This window comes from Sulfurimonas iocasae, assembly GCF_047716755.1.
Classification (GTDB): Bacteria; Campylobacterota; Campylobacteria; order Campylobacterales; family Sulfurimonadaceae; genus Sulfurimonas.
The window spans coordinates 946851-967583 of the sequence record NZ_CP180409.1 but is presented as its reverse complement, the minus strand read 5'-3'; the positions used below and the strand labels follow the sequence as shown (position 1 = coordinate 967583).

Below are 20733 nucleotides of genomic sequence, written 5' to 3'. Positions count from 1 at the left end.
ATAATAATTATACCTTTTTCTTCTTTTTATAAGATTATAATTTATTTATCATCTTTTATCTGTCCTACTTCATAGAATTTTCTTAACCATCTATCAAAAGGATTTATAAGTCTATACATTACTGGTACTATTAAAAGTGTTAATACCATAGAACTAAGCAGTCCGCCGATGATAGATATAGCCATCGGAGCTTTGGTCTCACTTCCAAGCCCATCACCCACCGCAAGTGGAAGCATTGCAAACACCATAGCAATAGTCGTCATCAAAATCGGTCTAAGTCTTTTCTCTCCAGCTTCTATAAGTGCCGCATCTGCATCTTTACCGCTCTCAACTGCGTTATTTGCAAAGTCAACTAAAAGAACTGCATTTTTTCCAACCATACCCATTAGAAGCATAAATCCAATCATAACAAATAGACTAAACTGTAAGCCAGATGCATAAAGAGCTAACATAACGCCGATGATGCTAAGAGGCAGTGCCATCATAATAATAATAGGCTGAATAATTGATTCGTACAAAATCGCTAAGATAATAAACATTAGTATAACCGATAAACCTATTGCCACACCAAAAGCTTTACCTGTTTTTTCCATCTCTTCAGCAAATCCTGTAAATCTATACGTAACACCCTCTGGCATCAACTCATCTATGGACTCTCTTGTATATGCAACAGCTCCACCAAGGTCAAGCCCAAAGAGGTCTGCATAGATTGTCACCTGTCTTTGTCTATCGAAGTGATTTATTGAAGTTAAAGATTTAGAGTGAGTAAAGGTAACTAGACCATCAAGGTAAACAAACTCCCCATTATTAGCACGAAGCTGTATCTTTTTAATATCATCTATGCTTACTCTGTTTGCATCATCAAACCTTAACGTGATATTGTACTGCTTACCATTTTCTTCAAAGTAAGAGATTTCCAAGTCACTTGAAAAGGCAGTTGAAATAGCCTCGGCTATTTGAGATGCAGAGATGCCAAGACGATTTGCATTTTGTCTTAAGATATTTATATCAATCTGAGGTTTTGCTTCATCTAGGTTTGTATCTATATCAACAAATCCCTCTTTCTTTTTTAGATGCTCTATGAGCTTATTTTTTGCAACTTCCAAATCTTCAAATGAGTCTGATTTTAAAACTATCTGGTATGGAACAGATACCCCGGCACCTTTTATGTTTGGTATAGCAGCGGCTGTTATAAACATATCTTTGTCAAATTGCTTCATCTTAGCTCTAAGGCGTTGAGTAACTTCTTCTTGGTTTAACTCTCTTTTGTCTTTTTCTACAAGTTTTACATACATAAGAGCCTTGTGTTTCTCTTGTGCTGTGTTATAACCTATGCTCAGAGTCGTATATACAACATTTTCATCGGCTTTAATGAGTTTTTCTACCTCTTTAGATTTTCTAATCATCTCCTCTAGAGATACTCCAGAATCAGCTTTTATCTTTATCTCTAGTTCTGACTTATCTTCTTTTGGTATAAAATCCATACCAATTTTTGGAAAAAGACTAAGAGATGCAAAGAAGACTACAAAAACTACAACTAAAGTTATTATCTTAAATCTAAGTACAAACTTTAATATCTTCTCATAACCCCTTTCCAGTGCTTTAAAAATAGGTTCTGTCTTGTTATAAAACTTATTTTCTCCCTTATGTAAAACCCTAGCACTAAGACTCGGAATGAAACTAAGAGCGATTGTATATGAAATAATAACGGCAAAACCGACTGTCATAGCAAATGATTCAAAGAACTTTCCAACGATTCCACTCATAAATGAAACTGGAATAAAAACAGCTAAAAGCATTGCTGATATTGCTAAAATAGTAAAAGCCATCTCTTTAGTACCCTCAACAGATGCTTCAAACTTACCCATACCCCCTTCCATCTTTTTGTAGATGTTCTCGATGACAACAATAGCATCGTCTATAATAATACCAATCGCTAGAGTAAGCCCTATAAGAGTCATTTTATTTAAATCAAATCCCATAAAATTCATCAAAGCAAAAGTACCCATGATAGATGCAGGGATAGATAAAGCTGAGACTAGTGTTATAGTCATATTTCTTAAAAATACAAAAACAATTATAACGGCTAAAATCGCACCATAGATAAGGTCAAACTCAACATCTTCAAGTGAATGGATAATAAAGGGAGTTGTATCATTTACTATCATTACCCCATAATTATCTTTTGCATAGCCTTGAAGTTCTGGTATGATTTTTTTAACATTTTCAACTATCTCAATTGTGTTACTTCCAGAGATTTTTTGAATCTCAAGCATAACTCCCTCAACTCCATCATAAGATGCATAACTCTTTGCATCACTCATGGTATCGGAAACTCTTGCTATATCTTTTAGCTTGATTGAATCTTTTATTTTTATATTTTCAAGTTCATGTACACTTAGGGCGTCTGCTTTTGTTTTTAGTATAAACTCTTGTGTTTTTGTTATAAGTTTACCGCCGCCTATTTTTATATTTTCTCGTGCGACAATAGTGTTTAACTCACTAACTGTAATGCCAAACTTATTTAAGAGTTGTGGATCTGGAAAGATTTTTATCTCTCTATCTGTATAACCTATGATATTTACTCCACCAACATCGTTGATTTTTTGTATCCTTGGTTTTACTTTTTCATCGGCAAAAAGCATCAGGTTTTGCATACTTTCATTTTTGGCAGTTAAAAATACATTGATTATAGATGCGCCACCAATATCGAGTTTACTTACAAGCGGTGTCTGGGCATCTTTTGGCATAATTACTGCTGCAACTTTATCTCTGACATCATTTGTAGCTTCGTTAATATCACGCTCTAAGAAAAACTTTACAGTTACAACACTAATCCCCTCACTACTTGTTGAGATTATGTTGTCAACTCCACCGATGCTTGAAACTGCTTCTTCTATCTTGTCTGTTACTTGCGACTCTATAGTGCCAGCTTCTGCTCCAGGATAGACAGTTTTTATTGTAACTATTGGAAAGTCAACATTTGGAAAAAGTGCCGATGGCATAGACTTATAACTCATCAATCCAAATATTACCAAAGATACAACATACATCAATGTAGTAATAGGTCTGTTTATAGCAAACTTATACATCTAAACCTACTTACTATCAGGTACTAAAATATACCCTTCACCAAAAAGACCAACTACAAAACCATCAGCATTAACTTCTGCTTTTATCTTTCTGTTGTCGCTATTTGCATGTGGGTAAAGTTTAGAAATTTTACCTGTGTAGTTATCATTATCGCCATTTACTGTGTACCTAACACTATCTCCAACTTTTACACTCTTCCAGTATTTTTGATCAAACTCAAAAATTAACTTTCTCTTTGTTTTGCTTTGTATTTTGAGAATAGTTCTAAGCATCATTCCACTAACAACATCTCCGACTTCTACACTTTTTTCAAAAATAATACCATCAAAAGGAGCTGAAATAACAGTTCTGTCTAAAAGTGCTTGCTGATACGCTAAGTTTGCTTTAGCTTGTGCAGTTGCTACTTTTGCTTTTTTATAAGCTAAATCATACTGATCAAACTTGGCTTCATCAATCAAATCTTTTATAAGCACTTGTCTATCATAATCTTTTTTTGCAAATTTTAAAATCACCTCTGCATTGTCTAAAGTTGCCTTAGCCATTTTAAGAGATGCTTTTAAGTCATCATTTTGAAGCTCTACTAACTTGTCACCTTTTTTTACACTACTAGATACATCTACATATATTTTGTCAATGATTCCACTAGAGTAAAAGGCTAAGTTAGCACTCTTATCGGCCTCTATATTGAATGTTGTGTATATCTCTTGTGCATTCAAACTAGCTATGAAAGCTAATGTTACTAAAATTATTTTCTTCATTGTAAAAATTCCTCTATATTTTTTCCTGCATAGTAGTAATAAACTGCATATGCGATTTGCAAGTCATTGATAGACGTCTCATAAATTGCTTTAGCCTCTGTTTGACTAGTCAATGCATCTAGATAAACAACATTGTCAACTATTCCAGCATCATATTTTTTACTGATTGTCTTAAATGCACTTGTTGCAGCTATTAAAGCACTCTTAGCACTTTTGATTTTTATATTACTCGTATCGATGGCAGAGAGTGCTAAGTCATAACGCATCTTCTGCTCTTTTTTAGAGTATGAAACTTGTGTGCTTAAAGCTTGTGAGTTAATTAAAATAGCCTGTTTACTCTTTGCCACAGTTCCTTTATCAAATATTCTCATATTCAAAGATAGTAGTAGTTTGTTTTGATTATCTACACTTTCTAAATGGTTTGCATCTGAGCGTCCATAATCATAAACACTAAAGGTATCTTCAATTTTGAGTTGTGGGTAGTAAACACTCTCTACAGACTCTGCACTGTCTACCATTGCTTCTTTAAGAGCCATCAAAGATTTAACACTGTCTATTAGTTCTTTTGTCTGTTTAGCAAACTCTTTAAATTTTGAATCATCAAGAGTTTCTATGTTTTTCCCCACTTTTAGTTCGAGTGATTTTTTTTCAGATATGATTTGAAATTTAATAGATTCCATCTCATAAATGTTTGTATCGTAAGCTGATTGGAGTCTATCTACATCATCACTTGTTGCAATTTTAGCTGTATAAAATCTTTTCATACGAGTAAGCTGTTGGAGTAGTGATCTTCTCGCTTCTTCTCTAGATGCTAAAGATGCTTTTAGGCTTTTAATATTAAAAAAATCTTGAACTATTTGAAGACTTAGACTCTTTTTAATAGACTCTGAGTCAAAGTTACTAGCCTTGTACTCATTCTTCCTCTGAGAGAGCTGTGCAGATTTTTTACCACCGTCATAAATATCAAAAGAGACCTTTGCAAATCCGCTGTATACATCACCGGCTTCCATTGGTGTTCTCTCTTCAACTGACTGATAAAAAGCACCTACGTCTATAGTAGGATAGTAAGCACTTTTACTAGACTCCACTTCTGAAGCTTTTGCTTTTTGAGATAGAGCTTTAGAAACTACTAAATCACTGTTTTGCGTAGCGTAATCAAGCAGTGACTTAAGATTATCTGCATATATGAGAACCGGAACCATTAAAAAAAGTAGTCTTATCATTTTTTCACCTCTATTAAATCAAATATTGAATCTGTGAACTTATGAATCTCTTTTTTCACATCATCAACAGTATGTGTAACTACACTTGTAATAAACATACCCTCAGCCATTACAAATAGTCCTCGAGCAAGCTTTTGTGAGTCTTCTTTAATCTCACCATTTTTTACACCTTCATTAAGAATCTCTGTAAACCATTGAAAATAATCGTTTGAACAAGTAGTCTGAAGTTCCATCATCTCTTTATCTGGATTTACTAAAGATATGGAGATAAATTCTTTATATAACTCTCTAAGTTCTTTTTCTTCTTCATTATAAAAAAAACTTGAAAACTCTTTTACTTTTTCTCTTGTAGTAGTTAGCTTATTTAGTTTTATATGCTTTCTTTCATTATTTTCAGCCATCAAAATATTTACTATCTCAAAAACTATGTCTTCTTTGTTTTTAAAGTAATCATAAATAGTACCTTTACCCACCCCAGCAGTCTTTGCAACCTGAGAAACAGTTAAGCCATTGATGCCATTAAGAAAAAAAAGCTCTTTGCATGCTAATGCAATATCTCTTCTTTTTTGAACTTTATCTACAATAATTGCCATTGTTGTCCTTTTCTAATAATGACCGACCGTCAGTCATTTAAAAGAATTGTATATTTTTATACCTTAAAATAATGTAAGTTTAATCGACTAATAGATTTTCAGATTTATATGCAACCAGTTCAACTTTTACATTTACATCATCTGCAATTACTGAGCTCATAGAGCCATTTAACATAAAAGATTGTCTATTAACTACGGATGAAAGTTCCAATACTAATCTTGAACCATCCACTTTCACTTTATCAACAGTAAAATTCAACACTTTTGTAATACCTTTTATTGTTGTTGAGACTTCAACCACACTAGCTTTTACTTTTAGACTTTTAACTTCTATGTATGGAAAATTATCTACATAAAAGTAATCATCTTTTTTTAGATTTGTGTCTCTTGTATTATTATTAGTATTTATAGAATCTATTTTTATCTTTCCATTAAAGGAAACTAGATTTAACTCATCATCCAAAATAACTTTACCTGAGAATTTTTCAAACTTCCCATCAACCCCAACAAACATAAGCTTACTAGCCTCAAATTTTATATTTGAACTACTCGCTTCGACCGTATATGTAGCGGCATATATATTTATAGCTACTAATAATATTAATATAATCTTTTTCATATTATTCAACCTTTTCTTTTTAATAGTAAACCTAAAAAGTTTAATGACAAAAATGAAGTACAAATCATTAAACTAAATATAGGCAGTAATGTTCCATCATGTAAATAACTAGCTAACAGACCGATAAAAGCTGATATCATAAATCCAACCACACCATTTAATGCTGTTGCTGTAGCGCTTATATCTTTAAAATGTTCAAGCAGTAAAGATATAGAGTTACCAAACACAAAACCCAATGCTCCTATAAAAACCATAAAACCAATGACTACAAAAGGTAAAACTATAACTGATGAAAATGTAAAAAGTAAAATAGCAGTCATTAATTGTAAAGTTATTCCTACTATAAAAAGCCGCATTGATGAATATTTTTCTAGTAATTTTATATTTATTCTACTAAATATAATTAAACTTAGTACATTTAAACCAAAAAAGAGACTAAAATATATAGTGTCTAAATTGAAATATTCCATATAAATAAATGAAGCTTTTGTAATAAATATAAATAAGCCTGAAAATCCAAATCCACTTGCAAATATGAGTAGCATAGCATTAGGATTTTTAATAATAACTAAATAATTTGAAAAAATTCCCTGCCCTTTTATTTTTGGTGAAGTCTCAGGTAATTTTGTTATAAAGTATAGCAATAATAGAGCGTAAACAGATAAAAAAATAAAAATATAGTGCCAATTGAAAAAGTGAAGTATTGCAACACCTATTACAGGTGCTAACATAGGAGCAATCATAATAATCATAGAGATGATTGAAAATATCTTAGCACCCTCTTTTCCATGATATACATCTCTTACAATGGCACTTGTATTTACAACTGCCAATCCACCTCCGACTGCTTGAAAAAACCTAAATATCCATAACTGTTCAACTGAGGAGGCTAAACTAATAGAAAAAGAAAAAAATATATAGACACTTAAACCGCTAAAAATAAATATTTTTCTTCCATACCTGTCAGAGAGAGGTCCACCTAAAAGTTGACCTAGGGCAAAACCTAAAAGATAGATGCTTAGAGTTATCTCTATCTGGTCTATAGAAGTGTAAAACTGATTTGCGATTTGCGTAAATGATGGTAGATATACATCAATAGCAAGAGGGGTTATCGCTGTTAGCATTGCTAATATTAATATAAAACCTTTAGGAAGGTCATACTTAGTTACATTCATTGTTAAATTTTCTCTTTTTAATTAATTTATATAAATCGAAAGTTTAATAAGTAATCTTATCTATTGTACTAGAGCCACCGCATCTATTTCTACTAAAGCATTCTTAGGCAGAGTTTTTACGGCTACTGTTGCACGGGCCGGTTTGTGAGAGCCAAAAGCTTCTTCATATATCTCATTAATAACTCCAAAATCATCCATAGATGCTATAAAAATAGTAGTTTTTACAACTTCACTCATAGAACTACCAGCTTCTTCTAAAACAGCTTTTAGATTTGCTAAAACTTGTTTTGTCTGAATAACTACATCATCTTCTAGCATAACACCTTCTGGTGTGAGTGCAATTTGTCCTGAAGTGTATACCATCCCATTTGCTACTACTGCTTGAGAGTATGGTCCTATTGCTGATGGTGCTTTTTTTGTTTGAACTAGTTTCACTTGATTTCTCCGCTTTTAATTTTCTTTTTATATTCTTTCTCTACATCACCTAAAAATGATTTAAAGTCTAAAGAGTCCCAGTAGCCAGGAAAAGTAAAAATCTCTTCACCTTTTGCAGTTACAAAGTAGTGTCTTGGTGTACTCCTTGCATTCATCCAAGATGGTATATCATCTATATCTCTATTCACAAGTACCAAGACATATTTTTCACTTAGCATCTTTAAAATTTCTTCATCTTGCAAGGTTGTGTTTTCAAATTTTTTACACCAAGGACAGCCTGATGAAGTTATTAACACATAAAGATTCTTATTCTCTTTTTTTGCAACTTCAAGTGATTGTTCATAGTCATCTGACCAGCCAAGCTCTGCACTCCAAAGTGAAGAGATTAAAAGTAGAGTTAAAATTATGTATTTCATATTTATCCTATTTCCATATTGTTATTAATTTTTTAAAAACTTCATAAAGCTCTTGAACTTCCTTAGCGGTAGTTCTTTCATTTACAGCATGAATTGTATCATTTATAACCCCGAACTCTATAACATCTACACCCATGGGGGCCATAAACCTGGCATCTGAAGTTCCGCCGGCAGTTGAGTGTTTAGGTTTGATACCAGTAACGCTCTCTATGGCTGCGTCTATTTTTTTAACAAGTTTAGTATCTGTATCTGTTTTAAAAGGGTACGAGCCTTGAGTAAGCTTCAGCTCATAGTCTAAGCCATCTAAGTTTTTCGACACAAACTCACGAACTTCTTTTTGAGTTGTAAGTGTTGTATTTCTGACATTGAACATCATATCAAGATGGTTTGGAGTTACATTTGTCACTTGCATTCCAGAGCGTATGTCTGTTACAACAAACTTACTAGGACTAAAAAACTCATCTCCATTGTCAATATCTACACCAGCCATATTTAAAAGTCTAGATGCAATGTTGTGAATAGGATTTATAGCTTTCTCGGGGTAAGCAGCGTGACCCTGTTTTCCCTTTAGTGTGATGTAACCGTTAATAGAACCTCTGCGCCCTACTTTGATAGCATCTCCGAAGTTTTGCTCACAAGTCGGCTCTGCAACCACCACAGCATCTGGGAGCATAGAGTTCTCTTTTAAGTACTCTAAAACTTTGACAGTTCCGTTAATAGCATCGCCCTCTTCATCTGAAGTGAGTAAGAGAGAGAGTGTTCCTTCAAAGTTTTCAGCTTCTTTAACAGCCTGAGTAAATGCCGCTACACCGCTTTTCATGTCTTGAGTTCCGCGACCGTAAATGAAACCATCTTTCTCTACCGCTTCATAAGGGTCAGTGTCCCAACTCTCACCAGCAGGTACGACATCAACATGTCCTGCAAAACAAAGATGCTCACCCTCCCCAAACTTCTTGTAGATAAAAAGATTTTTTACATCTTCAACATCCACACGTACAGCTGTAAAATCTGGCAAATAGCTCTCTATAAAGTCCAGTAAACCACCATCATCAGGTGTCTCACTCTTTTGAGCTATGAGGTACTTAAAAAGTTCTATTATATCCATAGACTACTCGGAGCCAGGATTGTCATAAAAGATATAAGTAGTAGAATAATCACTTATCTCAAAATAAAGCTTTTTCTCACCCGAATCTACTTTAAGATTTTGGTTTGCATCTAAGACTCCATAACCATATCTGTAAGTTCTAGGATTATTTCCTTGAGTAGCTTCAGCAGTTGAGAGCTTGTCTATCTTTATAAATCTTTTGACAAGTTTCTCACCCATATAAATATCAAGCACACCATCAGTACCCGTCCAGTTCTGGATACTTCTACCTATCTTGTTTTGTGTCTCTTGCGTACATCCGCTAAACATCAAAGTCAGGGCTACCGTTGCTAATATTGTTAATTTTTTCATATTTATTCCTCATCTAAAAAAAGTAATTATACAGTTTTTTGGTTATAAAAGGCTTTTGAATAAATTTAGATGCGATGTGTTATAACTATGTTTATAAAAAAACTGAGCATAAATAAATTTGATCCTATAATCTAGAAAGCTATGCTTAAGTATTACCAGTAGTACAGAACAAATGTAAACAAGAAGGTGATATCCATCTTCCACTAGATAAAGAAGAGATATATGGTTTTGTGAGATGCAGACTAAGTGAAGAGAGCTTCTTAGCTTATGATGACAATCAAGAACCACATATTCCTCACTTTTTTTGCTTGTTACAAAAAATAATTTAAAAGGACAATAACTATGAGTTTCTATAATATAAAATTAAAATCTAATGATAGTTTTCAAGAACGCATTGGAGAAGCAGAAGAATTTGATGCAGCTATTGGTCGAATAGTTCAATCATTTTCAGGTTTAGAAATAAGTATAAAAAATGTTATATCTATATTTCTTGGTATAGAAAGTGATATAGCTAAAATAATCACAGAAGAGATGTCATTCAAAAATCTAATAAGTTTATTATCTTCTCTTTTTAAATATAAATATATGAAAGATAATTTTAATAATCCTGAAATAGATATAGAAAAAATGTTTAAAGAATTAATGTCTCTATGTAATAATTCAGAAGTGTATAGGAATAAAATAATTCATTCACAATATGTTCTTAAAAAATATTGTGTTAAGACTACATCAAAAATGAAAAAAGGGCTTAATACAAATATTGAAGAAATAAATGCCGACTATTTACTTGATATATCAGATTACATATCAGAAACTAGCATGTGTGTAGAAGAATTTCCTATGTTTTTGGGAATATCAGACTTTATATCAGGGAACGGTATATCAGTTGGATATTATAAAAACAAAGAAGTTATCGCTTACTTCGAGTATATAAATAATCAGTCCCAATCATCCAAAACAAACTCATCAGAGTCATCTTTGGCTTTTGACTTATTTACTTCAGGTTCTTTAACCTGGGCAACTTTTGGTTTACTCATCTGCTCTTCAAACTGAAGTTCTAGTCCGTTTGAAGTCATGATGAAACCATCAACGCGAAGTTTTCCGTTGTGTATAGCGTTGTGGTGTTCTTTACATAGAGGTACTAGGTTGTGCTTATTATCTTTGTGAAAGTGACCTATGAAACCGGCTTTGTCTGCTAGTGAGCGTTGCGAGATGTGGTGAACATCTTCTGCCATTGCTCCACAGATTACACACTTCGTTACATATAGCTCTTTGTTGTACTTGCTTTTCTTTTTCTTCACAAGCAGTTCTAGTTCATCGAAGTCATTTGCAAGTCTTTTTCTTATCTTGTTTGCAATGTCAAGAAACTCTGCATCCATGTGAAGAGATTTTGCAAACTCAAGACCATAGATGCTACTACCGCTTCCAGATTGAAGGACTCTGTTAAAAAGAAGTGCATCTTTATCCTCATCGTACTCCACACTCAGATGCAAGTCTACCACGTTGTCAAGAGATGTAATCTCCTTCATAGTTGAGAGCTGATGCAAGTGAGTTGCAAAGAGAAACAGTGAGCGAAGTTTTGCCAGTTTAATGATTGCAGATGAAACTATGGCAACACCTGAGAGCGTCTCAGTTCCATGACTTATCTCATCACCTAAAACAAGAGAGCGGACAGTTGCACGATTAAAGATATTTTTGAGTTCGAGCATCTCTACTGCAAATGTTGAAAGCCCTTTTGCAAGGTTGTCTTTTGAGACTATTCTTGTAAAAATAGAATCAAAAATAGAAAACTTCATAACAGCAGCACTTACGAAAAAGCCAGACTGAGCCATAAGTGTGGCAATTCCTATGCTCTTCATAAGAGATGACTTACCACTGGAGTTGATTCCATACAGAAGTACACCGTTTATGTCATGTCCATCATGAACGCCCACTTCAAGCATCACCGTATCAGGATGAGGCAAGTCCATATAGTTGCGGTTTCCCATAACTATGTCGTTTGGTACGTAGATACCGCCTCTTTCTTGAATCTCAATGAGTGGATGACGCAGTTGCATGATTTGCATAAAGTTCTCATCATCTTCTACCTCAACTATCATCGGTCGAGAGTGCTTGTACATCTCAGCCACTTTTGATGAACTTACGCCAACATCCAAATCAGCCACATAGCCTATAACTCTGTCAAAAAGTAGAGAGTATCGTCTCTCATAAACACTTTGAAGATGGATAAACCTGTCTTTAACTAAAACCACAATCTTTCTGCGGTTTTTCATAATCTTGTCTGAGAGTGTATCTGTAAATGCAGATGTAATCTTTACGCTGTTTGTAAGTTTTTTAACCGCAAAATCTTTAAAATCTTCACTCTTTTTAAATTCATTCTCTATCATAGAAAAACGGTTTTTGCTAAGAGAGATATAGTAACCCTCTTTTTCTAAAATCCCTAAAGAGACTAAGCCTTTTGAGCTACTAGGGTTTGAAGCTTCTAACATCAGCTGAATTTTGCTCATAATATCTTCAAAAGCGATAAGCATGGTGTTATTTTCTTCTACTAAAATATCTACACTCTCATCAACTCCGCTCATTAAAAAGTTTTCATCTACCGTGTTATTTGTAAAACGCCGAGACACATCAAGGTCTATGCTTTTACTTATATCTCTTAAAAACTCATCCAACTCACTCTCATGAAAAGGAGTTTTTTGGATTTTATGTTTTTTTACGTAGAGCATAAGGTCTTTTACACTAAGCATAGACTCATAAACATGGTTCATCTCAAAAGGATGCAACCGTCCCAAGTCAAGTCTACGAGAAAGTCTCTCTAGGTCATAAACTCCGCGCATTGTCTCATCTAAAAATCTTGTGTGAGATGAGACTTTTTCTATAAGGTTATATCGTCTCTCCAACTCATCTTTTTCCATGATGGGGTTTAGAAGTCTCTCTTTTAAAAGTCTTCGACCTATTGCAGTAGCACTTTTGTCCATCATACGAAGAAGTGTAAACTCATTTCTATCTTTAGAGATTATTCCCACTTGTTCTAATGCGTTGTTTCCAAGATACATAAAACGGCGGTTATCTATGAGGTTTGGACGGTTGAGTTTTTGAACTATATGTATATCATGCTCTATTACAAAGTGAATCAAAATAGCTAAAGATTCTGTAATCATAGGTGAGCGTTCTAGGTCCAGATGCTCTATGGGAGAGAGAAGCGACTGGATTTGATAAACCTCTTTAAAGAGCTTATTTTGAAAGTCGATGCGAGGTCTCTCGTTATTGACAGAGTAGTGATAATGCTCGGCGATTTCAAGGTACTGCATAACATGTCTCTGATTGTCGATTCCATCTAAAAACGTAACTACAACTTCTGATGTACGGTAGATATTTAAAAGGTTAAAAACCTCATCAAGAGCATAAGATGGATCTTCACTTGTTCCATGTGTCTCATAAAGCCATGTTTTACCGGTTGTTACGTCTATGGCAGAGTACCCGACATTGTAGATGCCTTTATGCTTATCTACAAGAAGTGAGACTATGTAGTTATCGTCATTATCAACAATATGGTCAAAATTTGTTCCAGGAGAGACTATTTGAGAGATATACCTGCTTATTTTTGGTGGATTGCCTTTTTGTTTTACAACAATCACCGTATATTTTTGCTCTTGGATTAAACGGCTTAAGTAACGTTCAAAAGAGACAGCAGGTACACCTGCTAAAAGTGGGTTTTTATCTGAGTTTTCTATTATGCTTTTATTTTTTTTAGTAAGCTGAATATTTAAAAGTTCAGCAATTTCTTTGGCCTTTCCGACCTGTTCATCATCATTGTTAACTTCATAGACTTCAAAGAAAGTTCCTATCTCCATAAAGACTACTGTATTTGTTCCATATTTCTCTTCAAAATATCTCTGTAAGTCGAAATATGTTTGAGTTAATAATTTATCTTTGTTGTTTAATATAGAACTTACGTCTGATGAGAGCATTGATTATTTTTCCACTGTTTATATAGGTCGAGATTATATCATAAATGTTTCATCTATTGACTATGGCATGTTGTTTGTAATTTTTATATACAAAAACTCACCAATAACTCACTTTTCTATGATATTATAGTTTTTATATAATTATACAAGTAAAAAATTTAAGGAAAAAAAGAATGAAATATGGGTTAACTTTATTAGTATTATCGCTGTTTACATTAGTATCAAATGCATCCGATGCTCCGCCAAAAGTAGATAATGATTTTGCTTATCTTAAACCCATATCTGTTGAAGAAGCACCAGTTGCAAAAACTTTTGATGCTTCATCTTTAGATTCTGATTCAGATGGTGTAGCAGATCGTGATGACAAATGTCCAAACACGCAAGCTGGTGAAAAAGTAGATGCACACGGTTGTCTCTTAAAAGAAGATTCTGATAATGATGGTGTTCCAGAAGCAGACGATAAATGTCCTAATACCCCTGAGGGAAGAAAAGTTGACAATAGAGGTTGTGAACTTGATAGTGATAATGATGGAATAGTTGATTCTAAAGATCAGTGTAAAAATACAATCAAAGACTTTATTGTTGATGGTTATGGTTGTCCACAAACTGCAACACTAAAAGTAAATTTTGAGCCTGCTAAATACAATGTTTCAAAAAAACTTATCGATGATCTTAAAAGCTTTGCACTGTTCTTAAAAGAAAATCCTGGATATCAAATACTCCTCTATGGCTATACAGATAGTATAGGTGATAAAGAAGCAAATAAAAAGCTTTCACAAAACCGTGCAAATGCTGTAAAAGATGCTCTTAGTAGTTACGGTATAAAAAATACAAGAATGACCGCTATCGGTAGAGGTGAAGCTGATCCAATAGCTGATAATATGTATAAAACTGGACGTGCAAAAAACAGACGTATTGAAGTAGAATTACTTCAATAGTCTCTAAAATATCAGCTTTGAACATAAAACTTAATAAATCTAATTTATAAATGGAGAATACATGAAAAAAGGCTTACTGCTAACTATATCTATGGTAGTGTCACTTAGTGCACTGGATTTAAAACTAACTGTTGATGAAGTTTTATCTACAAACCCTGTTGTTCTTGAGAGACTCAAAAACTACAATGCCACAAAAGAAGATATCACAACTGCAAAATCTGGATACTATCCAAAACTTGACCTATCTTTAGGAGTGGGTGTTGAGAATACAGAAAAAAGAGACAGTGCTTCAGCAACTTCAGATGGGACATTTGATTTCTCGGTATATGAAAATTCACTAACATATACACAGAATATTTTTAAAGGTTTTGAGACTACATACCAAGTTAAACAACAAGAGTATAGAACTGTAGCAGCAGCTTACAGCTACTTAGAAACAGTAAATGATACATCTTTTGAGATGGTGAACAATTATCTTAAAGTTATGAAAAACAGAGAGCTTTTAGATACTGCAAAAGCAAATGTTGAAATTAACAAAGAAATCTTCAAAAAAGTACAAAAGCTTTATGACGCAGGTCTTACAACTCTTTCAGAAGTAAATAAGATAGAGTCATCTCTTTCTCTTTCTAAGTCAAACTATGTTGTTCAAGAGAACACACTTATGGATGTTACTTACAACATGCAAAGAGTTTTAGGTAGATATATTGATACTGAGGCTATGAGAAAACCTGAACTAAATGTAACATTTCCTAAAACTATAGAAGAAGCGGCTCAGTATGCTATGAAAAACAACCCTTCTCTTTTAGTTAGTAAATACAATGTTAAGCTTGCACAGGCTACATACAAAGAGAAAAAATCTCCTTTTTATCCTCAGGTAGATGTAGAAGTATCTCAATCAATGAATAAAAACCTAAGTGCTGTAGAGGGTGAGTATGACCGTTTCCGTGCAATGGTCTTTTTAAAATATAACTTTTTCAATGGTTTTTCAGATAAAGCCGAATTACAAAAAAGTGTAAGTACTATTCACCAAGAAGTAGAGTCAAAGAATACTCTTAGAAGAGAAGTTATAGAAGGTCTTAACCTTTCATGGGCAGCTAATGAAAAGCTTGCTGTCCAATTAGCTCACCTTAAAGATTATAAAAAATTCTCTCTAAAGACTCTTACTCTTTATTCAAAAGAGTATGATTTAGGTCGTCGCTCACTACTTGACCTACTTTCTGCACAAAATGACTTCATCGGTGCAAAATCTCAAATAATTAATGCTGAATACAACCTACTTTTTGCAAAATATAGAATCCTAGATGCTATGGGAATGCTTGTTTCGACTATTATTGGTAACTCTGATATAGTTTACTCAAATGTTGGACTTATTGGTAAAACACCTATAAATAAAGATTCTCTTCCTATAATGTATGATAGAGACAGAGACCTAATTGTAGATGAAGAAGATATATGTAATAATTCACTATCAACAGAAATGCGTAATATTTTTGGTTGTAAATTTATATATGAAGACACTAAACGTATAGAGAGATATAGCGGTTTCTTGTTTGAAGAAGGTAGTGCTAGTCTAACAAGTGCAGGCCAAGATAAATTGAATAAACTAATCACTCAGATTCAGCCATATGGTTGGGATAAACTTAAGTTTGATATTTTAGGTAATGTTGAAGATGAAGATATGAGTGAGAAACAACTTCTTCAACTTTCAAAACAAAGAGCAGAGACTATAAAAACAAAACTTACTCAAGCTGGTGCGAATATTGCTTTAATAACATTACACTCTAAAGCTGACAAAGCTCCAATGTTTAGTAATGAGAGTGATGACTCTATAGAGTTGAACAATCGTGCAGACATTATTGTAAGAAAACTAAAGAAATAAGAAATTAAAGGTCAAGATATATGCTTACAACAGGTGCAGATAACTTAAGAATGGACTCCTTGCTTGAATGTTTGGTTCTATTTACAAAGTTGTATCACAAGCCGTATTCAGCAGAAGCACTAATTGCGGGACTGCCTATAGAACCTGGTGCTGAGGCACCAGAACTTTTCTCTATTAACAATGCAAAAGGTTTATTTTCACGTGCAGCAGAGAAAGCTGGACTAAAGTCAAGCCTTGTTAGAAGACCTCTTTCACAAATATCACCACTACAACTTCCTATGATAATTCTACTTTCAAATCAAAGTGCTTGTATTTTAGATAGATATAGTGAAGATGGTAGTCAAGCAAAAATAATAATGCCTGCAGAAGAAGCAGTTGAACAGTGGGTAGATATTGATGTACTTACAGATGAATATATCGGTTATGGTTTTATGGTTAAAAAAGCTTTTGAGTATGCAGATGAAAATTCTAGAACTCTACATTTAAACCAAAAACATTGGTTTTGGAGTACTATAAAATTATCTGCTGGAATTTATAAAGATGTTCTTTATGCTTCACTTCTTATTAACTTATTTGTTCTTGCATCTCCTCTATTTACAATGAATGTTTACGATAGAGTTGTTCCAAATAATGCTATCGAAACTTTATGGGTATTTGCTATTGGTGTAAGTTTAATATATATTATCGATACATTTATAAAATTTACTCGAACATATCTTTTAGAGAGTGCTGCTAAAAAGAGTGATATTATCATGTCATCTATTATTTTTGAAAAAGTACTAGATTTAAAAATGTCTCATCATCCTGCATCTGTAGGATCATTTTCTAGTAATTTAAAAGACTTTGACTCTATTAGAAGCTTTTTAACAAATGCTACTATGGCTGCTGTAATTGATCTTCCGTTTGCTATTATATTCTTAGCTGTAATCGGTTATATTGGTGGAACTATAGTTGCCATTCCAATTATTACTATGTTTTTGATTCTTCTATATGCAATCTTAATCAAAAAACCTCTACGTGCAAGTATTGAAAGCACACATGAAGCAAGTGCAAAGAAGAGTTCTATTCTTATTGAAACTCTAAACAATATAGAGACTTTAAAGACTCTGGGTACATTAAACCAAGTACAGTGGAAGTGGGAAGAGTCTACTGGAGAGATAGCAGGTAAAAGTCTAAAATCACGTCTTTTGTCATCATCTATCCCAACAATCACTCAACTTTTCATCCAGTTAAATACTGTAATGATTATAGTTTACGGTGTTTATCTTATACAAGCGTTTGAACTCTCTATGGGTGGGCTTATTGCCATCGTTATACTTACTGGCAGAACACTAGCTCCTATGGGACAAGTTGCGGCACTTCTTACTAACTACGAAGAGACAAAGACTTCTTATGAAACACTAAATGAGATTATATCTCAACCAAGCGAGAGACCAGCAGGTAAAAAGTTTGTTGAAAGACCTGAGTTTAGCGGACATATAGAGTTTGTAGATATATCTTTTTCTTACCCAAATACTGATGTTCCAGCACTTAAAAATGTTTCTTTTGTCATTAAGCCTGGAGAACATGTTGCTATTATAGGTAGGATTGGTTCTGGTAAAAGTACTATTCAAAAACTTATTCTTGGTCTTTATGAGCCAGACTCTGGTCAGATTCTGATAGACGGTATAGATATCAAACAGATAGATCCAGCTGACCTTAGAAAACACATGAGTTATGTTTCTCAAGATATTATGCTATTTCGTGGAACTGTTAAAGACAACATTACATACAGAGCTACCCATGCGAGTGATGTCCAGATGATACGTGCTGCACATATCAGTGGTGCTTCTGAATTTATAAAAAAACATCCAAAAGGCTATGAGATGCCAATTGGGGAGAGAGGTTTAGGACTCTCAGGTGGACAAAGACAAAGTATCGGTATTGCTAGAGCTTTTCTTCTAGATACTCCTATAATGCTAATGGATGAACCTAGTAATGCTATGGATCAAATTACAGAATCAAAACTTCTTGATAGTCTTGCAATACATCTTAAGGATAGAACCTCTATACTGGTAACTCAAAAAATGACTTTATTAAAAATTGTAGATAGAGTCATAGTAATGAATGATGGTAAAATATTTATAGATGCTCCTAAAGAAGAAGCACTAAAACAACTACAAGGTGGAGGTAAAAACGTTGCAAAAGACTAATAAGCCTGTAGAATATACTGAAAAAGATTACGACTTTATGAATAGCCTTAGTTCGGCTATTTTAGAACAAACACCATCAAAGGTTAGTAAAGTACTTAAAATATGGTTAATAACTATATTTCTTTTTATACTTTGGGCTTCTTTAGCTGAGATAGATGAGATTACAAGAGGTGATGGCGATGTTATCCCTTACGGACAAAATCAAGTTATCCAAAATCTTGAAGGTGGTATAGTTGAATCTATCTTAGTAAAAGAGGGAGAAACTGTTAAACGTGATCAAATTATATTAAAAATCAATAATGCAATATCAACCTCTTCTTCTAAAACAAATGAGATGAAGTTTCATGAGCTTCAAGCTAAAAGACTAAGGCTTTATGCTGAAGCAAATCAACTAGAATTTAAAGATGTAGAAACAACTTTTCCAGAACTAAAACAGCAGATAAGGTTGGCAAAAGAACTTTATGAATCATCTAAATTAGAATTTGAAGCAAAAGACAAAGCTTTTGTAGAGCAAATAGAGCAAAGAAAGCAGGAATATAAAGAGGCAAAAGCAAGAGTTAGATCTTTAAGAAAATCACTTGAATATGTTTCAGAAGAGATTTCTATGACAGCACCTATGGTTAGAGAAGGTGTAAAATCAAAAGTTGATTTTCTAAAACTTAAAAGGGAAGCTAATGGTATTGAAAATGATATAGAAGCAGCTGAGCTATCACTTCCTCGTTTAACATCTGCCATAACAGAGTATAGACAAAAACGAATAGAGTCTAAACAGCTATTTATCAACAATGCGAAAAAAGAGCTTAATGAAGTCTCTGCTGAGCTCTCAAGACTAGAAGCTCAACAAGTTGCATTTAATGACCAAGTTGAAAGAACTATGGTTAAGTCACCTGTCGATGGTATTGTACAAAAACTATTTATAAACACAGTCGGTGGAGTAATTAAACCAGGTGATGATTTAGTTGAAATAGTTCCAACGAATGAGAAACTATATTTAGAGGTAAAAATAAAACCTAGTGATATAGCTTTTTTACATCCTGGAGCACAAGCAAAAGTAAAAGTTTCTGCATACGACTTTGCCATTCATGGTGGTCTAATTGGAAAAGTTGTAAATATCTCACCTGATACTATTACAGATTCTAAAGAGAATACTTTTTATCTTATCCATGTAGAGACTGAGAAAAACTACTTAGGAACAAAAGAACACCCTCTACAGATTATACCGGGTATGACGGTTAGTGTAGATATTGTAACTGGTCAAAAAACTGTTATGCAGTATATCTTAAAACCTATCTTAAAATCAAAACAATATGTTTTCTCGGAGAGATAAAATGAATATTATATTTTTCAGCTCAAGTTTTGACACTATAGATGAATGGAAGAAGCGACATAATATTGAAGTATGTACATCTTGCTATGATCTTAACTCCCTAAATGCTCAATTAAATAGCTCTGACTCTGCTATTATAATAGCAGACTATGACAGTGTTGCTATAGATATAAATCATTGGATTTCATCAAGCACCCTTCCACAAAATCTAATAGTTCTTGAGAGAGCACCAGAGATTACAACCGGAAAGATGCTAGTTTATCATGGTGTAAAAGCTTACGGGAACTCTAGAATGTTAACTCATCACTATATGCAGATGCTACAAACTGTTAAAAATGGAAATATTTGGACATACCCAGCTTTAACATCAAAGCTTACACCGACTACACAAAAAAACTCTTTGAATGATGATGCAAAAAAACTACTTGAAAATAGACTCTCTCAAAAAGAGAGTGAAGTTGTTTACTTGATTCTTGAAGGTCTTACAAATGATGCTATTGCTTCTAGGATGGATATAACTACAAGAACTGTAAAGGCTCATGTTAGTTCAATCTTTTCCAAACTACACATTAACGATAGAGTTTCTTTAGTTCTTTTACTAAAATAGCCCTACTCTTTCATCTACACTTGTAAACATATTGTACCTGAGTACAATATA

17 protein-coding genes are annotated in these 20733 nt (G+C 33.4%); 6 read left to right on the top strand and 11 right to left on the bottom strand.

All coding sequences use genetic code 11. The features are described 5' to 3' along the window. Window positions 1-41: 41 nt before the first annotated feature. From ACLHDE_RS04865 to ACLHDE_RS04820, 10 genes are all read right to left on the bottom strand, one after another. A complete protein-coding gene (locus ACLHDE_RS04865) occupies window positions 42-3092 on the bottom strand; it encodes an efflux RND transporter permease subunit (RefSeq protein ID WP_415398080.1) in 3051 nt (1016 codons plus the stop codon). A gap of 6 nt (window positions 3093-3098) precedes the next feature. Continuing rightward, entirely contained in the window at window positions 3099-3851 is a 753-nt protein-coding gene (locus tag ACLHDE_RS04860; RefSeq protein WP_415398079.1) for an efflux RND transporter periplasmic adaptor subunit, read from the bottom strand. Beyond that, window positions 3848-5074, bottom strand: a complete 1227-nt coding sequence (locus ACLHDE_RS04855; RefSeq protein WP_415398078.1) for a TolC family protein — start codon at window positions 5072-5074, stop codon at window positions 3848-3850. The genes ACLHDE_RS04860 and ACLHDE_RS04855 overlap by 4 nt, the downstream gene beginning before the upstream one ends. Next, window positions 5071-5667: a TetR/AcrR family transcriptional regulator gene (locus ACLHDE_RS04850; protein WP_415398077.1), complete on the bottom strand. Its 597-nt coding sequence runs from the start codon at window positions 5665-5667 to the stop codon at window positions 5071-5073. The genes ACLHDE_RS04855 and ACLHDE_RS04850 overlap by 4 nt, the downstream gene beginning before the upstream one ends. 79 nt (window positions 5668-5746) lie before the next feature. Next, window positions 5747-6286: a YceI family protein gene (locus ACLHDE_RS04845; RefSeq protein ID WP_415398076.1), complete on the bottom strand. Its 540-nt coding sequence runs from the start codon at window positions 6284-6286 to the stop codon at window positions 5747-5749. 5 nt (window positions 6287-6291) lie between these two features. Next, the gene (locus ACLHDE_RS04840) at window positions 6292-7461 is read right to left on the bottom strand and encodes a multidrug effflux MFS transporter (RefSeq protein WP_415398075.1); all 1170 of its coding nucleotides are present in this window, start codon (window positions 7459-7461) and stop codon (window positions 6292-6294) included. Between the two features lie 60 nt (window positions 7462-7521). Continuing rightward, the gene (locus ACLHDE_RS04835) at window positions 7522-7896 is read right to left on the bottom strand and encodes a RidA family protein (RefSeq protein ID WP_415398074.1); all 375 of its coding nucleotides are present in this window, start codon (window positions 7894-7896) and stop codon (window positions 7522-7524) included. Then, window positions 7893-8312: a thioredoxin family protein gene (locus tag ACLHDE_RS04830; RefSeq protein WP_415398073.1), complete on the bottom strand. Its 420-nt coding sequence runs from the start codon at window positions 8310-8312 to the stop codon at window positions 7893-7895. The genes ACLHDE_RS04835 and ACLHDE_RS04830 overlap by 4 nt, the downstream gene beginning before the upstream one ends. Window positions 8313-8319: 7 nt before the next feature. After that, a complete protein-coding gene (dapE, locus tag ACLHDE_RS04825; RefSeq protein ID WP_415398072.1) occupies window positions 8320-9417 on the bottom strand; it encodes a succinyl-diaminopimelate desuccinylase in 1098 nt (365 codons plus the stop codon). 3 nt (window positions 9418-9420) lie between these two features. Then, on the bottom strand, window positions 9421-9768 hold the full coding sequence (locus tag ACLHDE_RS04820) for a hypothetical protein (RefSeq protein ID WP_415398071.1): 348 nt from the start codon (window positions 9766-9768) through the stop codon (window positions 9421-9423). 342 nt (window positions 9769-10110) lie between these two features. Between ACLHDE_RS04820 and ACLHDE_RS04815 the strand changes: the two genes are divergently transcribed. Further along, on the top strand, window positions 10111-10821 hold the full coding sequence (locus ACLHDE_RS04815; RefSeq protein ID WP_415398070.1) for a hypothetical protein: 711 nt from the start codon (window positions 10111-10113) through the stop codon (window positions 10819-10821). Here ACLHDE_RS04815 and ACLHDE_RS04810 read toward each other — a convergent pair. Further along, window positions 10707-13739 carry a MutS-related protein gene (locus tag ACLHDE_RS04810; RefSeq protein WP_415398069.1) on the bottom strand — a complete coding sequence of 1011 codons (3033 nt, stop codon included), beginning with the start codon at window positions 13737-13739 and terminating at the stop codon, window positions 10707-10709. The two genes, ACLHDE_RS04815 and ACLHDE_RS04810, sit on opposite strands and share 115 nt — an antisense overlap. A gap of 173 nt (window positions 13740-13912) precedes the next feature. On the opposite strand from ACLHDE_RS04810, the gene ACLHDE_RS04805 reads away from it, so the two are divergent. The 5 genes from ACLHDE_RS04805 (at window position 13913) to ACLHDE_RS04785 (ending at window position 20682) form a co-directional block, all read left to right on the top strand. Continuing rightward, window positions 13913-14677, top strand: a complete 765-nt coding sequence (locus tag ACLHDE_RS04805; protein WP_415398068.1) for an OmpA family protein — start codon at window positions 13913-13915, stop codon at window positions 14675-14677. A 61-nt stretch (window positions 14678-14738) separates the two neighbouring features. Beyond that, window positions 14739-16556 carry a TolC family outer membrane protein gene (locus ACLHDE_RS04800; protein WP_415398067.1) on the top strand — a complete coding sequence of 606 codons (1818 nt, stop codon included), beginning with the start codon at window positions 14739-14741 and terminating at the stop codon, window positions 16554-16556. A gap of 20 nt (window positions 16557-16576) precedes the next feature. Continuing rightward, window positions 16577-18748 carry a type I secretion system permease/ATPase gene (locus ACLHDE_RS04795; protein WP_415398066.1) on the top strand — a complete coding sequence of 724 codons (2172 nt, stop codon included), beginning with the start codon at window positions 16577-16579 and terminating at the stop codon, window positions 18746-18748. Further along, a complete protein-coding gene (locus tag ACLHDE_RS04790; RefSeq protein WP_415398065.1) occupies window positions 18735-20075 on the top strand; it encodes an HlyD family type I secretion periplasmic adaptor subunit in 1341 nt (446 codons plus the stop codon). The genes ACLHDE_RS04795 and ACLHDE_RS04790 overlap by 14 nt, the downstream gene beginning before the upstream one ends. Before the next feature lies 1 nt (window position 20076). Continuing rightward, the gene (locus ACLHDE_RS04785) at window positions 20077-20682 is read left to right on the top strand and encodes a response regulator transcription factor (protein ID WP_415398064.1); all 606 of its coding nucleotides are present in this window, start codon (window positions 20077-20079) and stop codon (window positions 20680-20682) included. The last annotated feature ends 51 nt before the right edge of the window (window positions 20683-20733 follow it).

Excerpts from the sequence above, each read along its gene's own strand:
- ACLHDE_RS04785 (WP_415398064.1), top strand. The coding sequence starts at position 20,077 with ATGAATATTATATTTTTCAGCTCAAGTTTTGACACTATAGATGAATGG.
- ACLHDE_RS04855 (WP_415398078.1), bottom strand. The coding sequence starts at position 5,074 with ATGATAAGACTACTTTTTTTAATGGTTCCGGTTCTCATATATGCAGAT.
- ACLHDE_RS04850 (WP_415398077.1), bottom strand. The coding sequence starts at position 5,667 with ATGGCAATTATTGTAGATAAAGTTCAAAAAAGAAGAGATATTGCATTA.
- ACLHDE_RS04865 (WP_415398080.1), bottom strand. The coding sequence starts at position 3,092 with ATGTATAAGTTTGCTATAAACAGACCTATTACTACATTGATGTATGTT.
- ACLHDE_RS04840 (WP_415398075.1), bottom strand. The coding sequence starts at position 7,461 with ATGAATGTAACTAAGTATGACCTTCCTAAAGGTTTTATATTAATATTA.
- ACLHDE_RS04860 (WP_415398079.1), bottom strand. The coding sequence starts at position 3,851 with ATGAAGAAAATAATTTTAGTAACATTAGCTTTCATAGCTAGTTTGAAT.
- ACLHDE_RS04795 (WP_415398066.1), top strand. The coding sequence starts at position 16,577 with ATGCTTACAACAGGTGCAGATAACTTAAGAATGGACTCCTTGCTTGAA.
- ACLHDE_RS04820 (WP_415398071.1), bottom strand. The coding sequence starts at position 9,768 with ATGAAAAAATTAACAATATTAGCAACGGTAGCCCTGACTTTGATGTTT.
- dapE (WP_415398072.1), bottom strand. The coding sequence starts at position 9,417 with ATGGATATAATAGAACTTTTTAAGTACCTCATAGCTCAAAAGAGTGAG.
- ACLHDE_RS04845 (WP_415398076.1), bottom strand. The coding sequence starts at position 6,286 with ATGAAAAAGATTATATTAATATTATTAGTAGCTATAAATATATATGCC.
- ACLHDE_RS04815 (WP_415398070.1), top strand. The coding sequence starts at position 10,111 with ATGAGTTTCTATAATATAAAATTAAAATCTAATGATAGTTTTCAAGAA.
- ACLHDE_RS04800 (WP_415398067.1), top strand. The coding sequence starts at position 14,739 with ATGAAAAAAGGCTTACTGCTAACTATATCTATGGTAGTGTCACTTAGT.
- ACLHDE_RS04830 (WP_415398073.1), bottom strand. The coding sequence starts at position 8,312 with ATGAAATACATAATTTTAACTCTACTTTTAATCTCTTCACTTTGGAGT.
- ACLHDE_RS04805 (WP_415398068.1), top strand. The coding sequence starts at position 13,913 with ATGAAATATGGGTTAACTTTATTAGTATTATCGCTGTTTACATTAGTA.
- ACLHDE_RS04810 (WP_415398069.1), bottom strand. The coding sequence starts at position 13,739 with ATGCTCTCATCAGACGTAAGTTCTATATTAAACAACAAAGATAAATTA.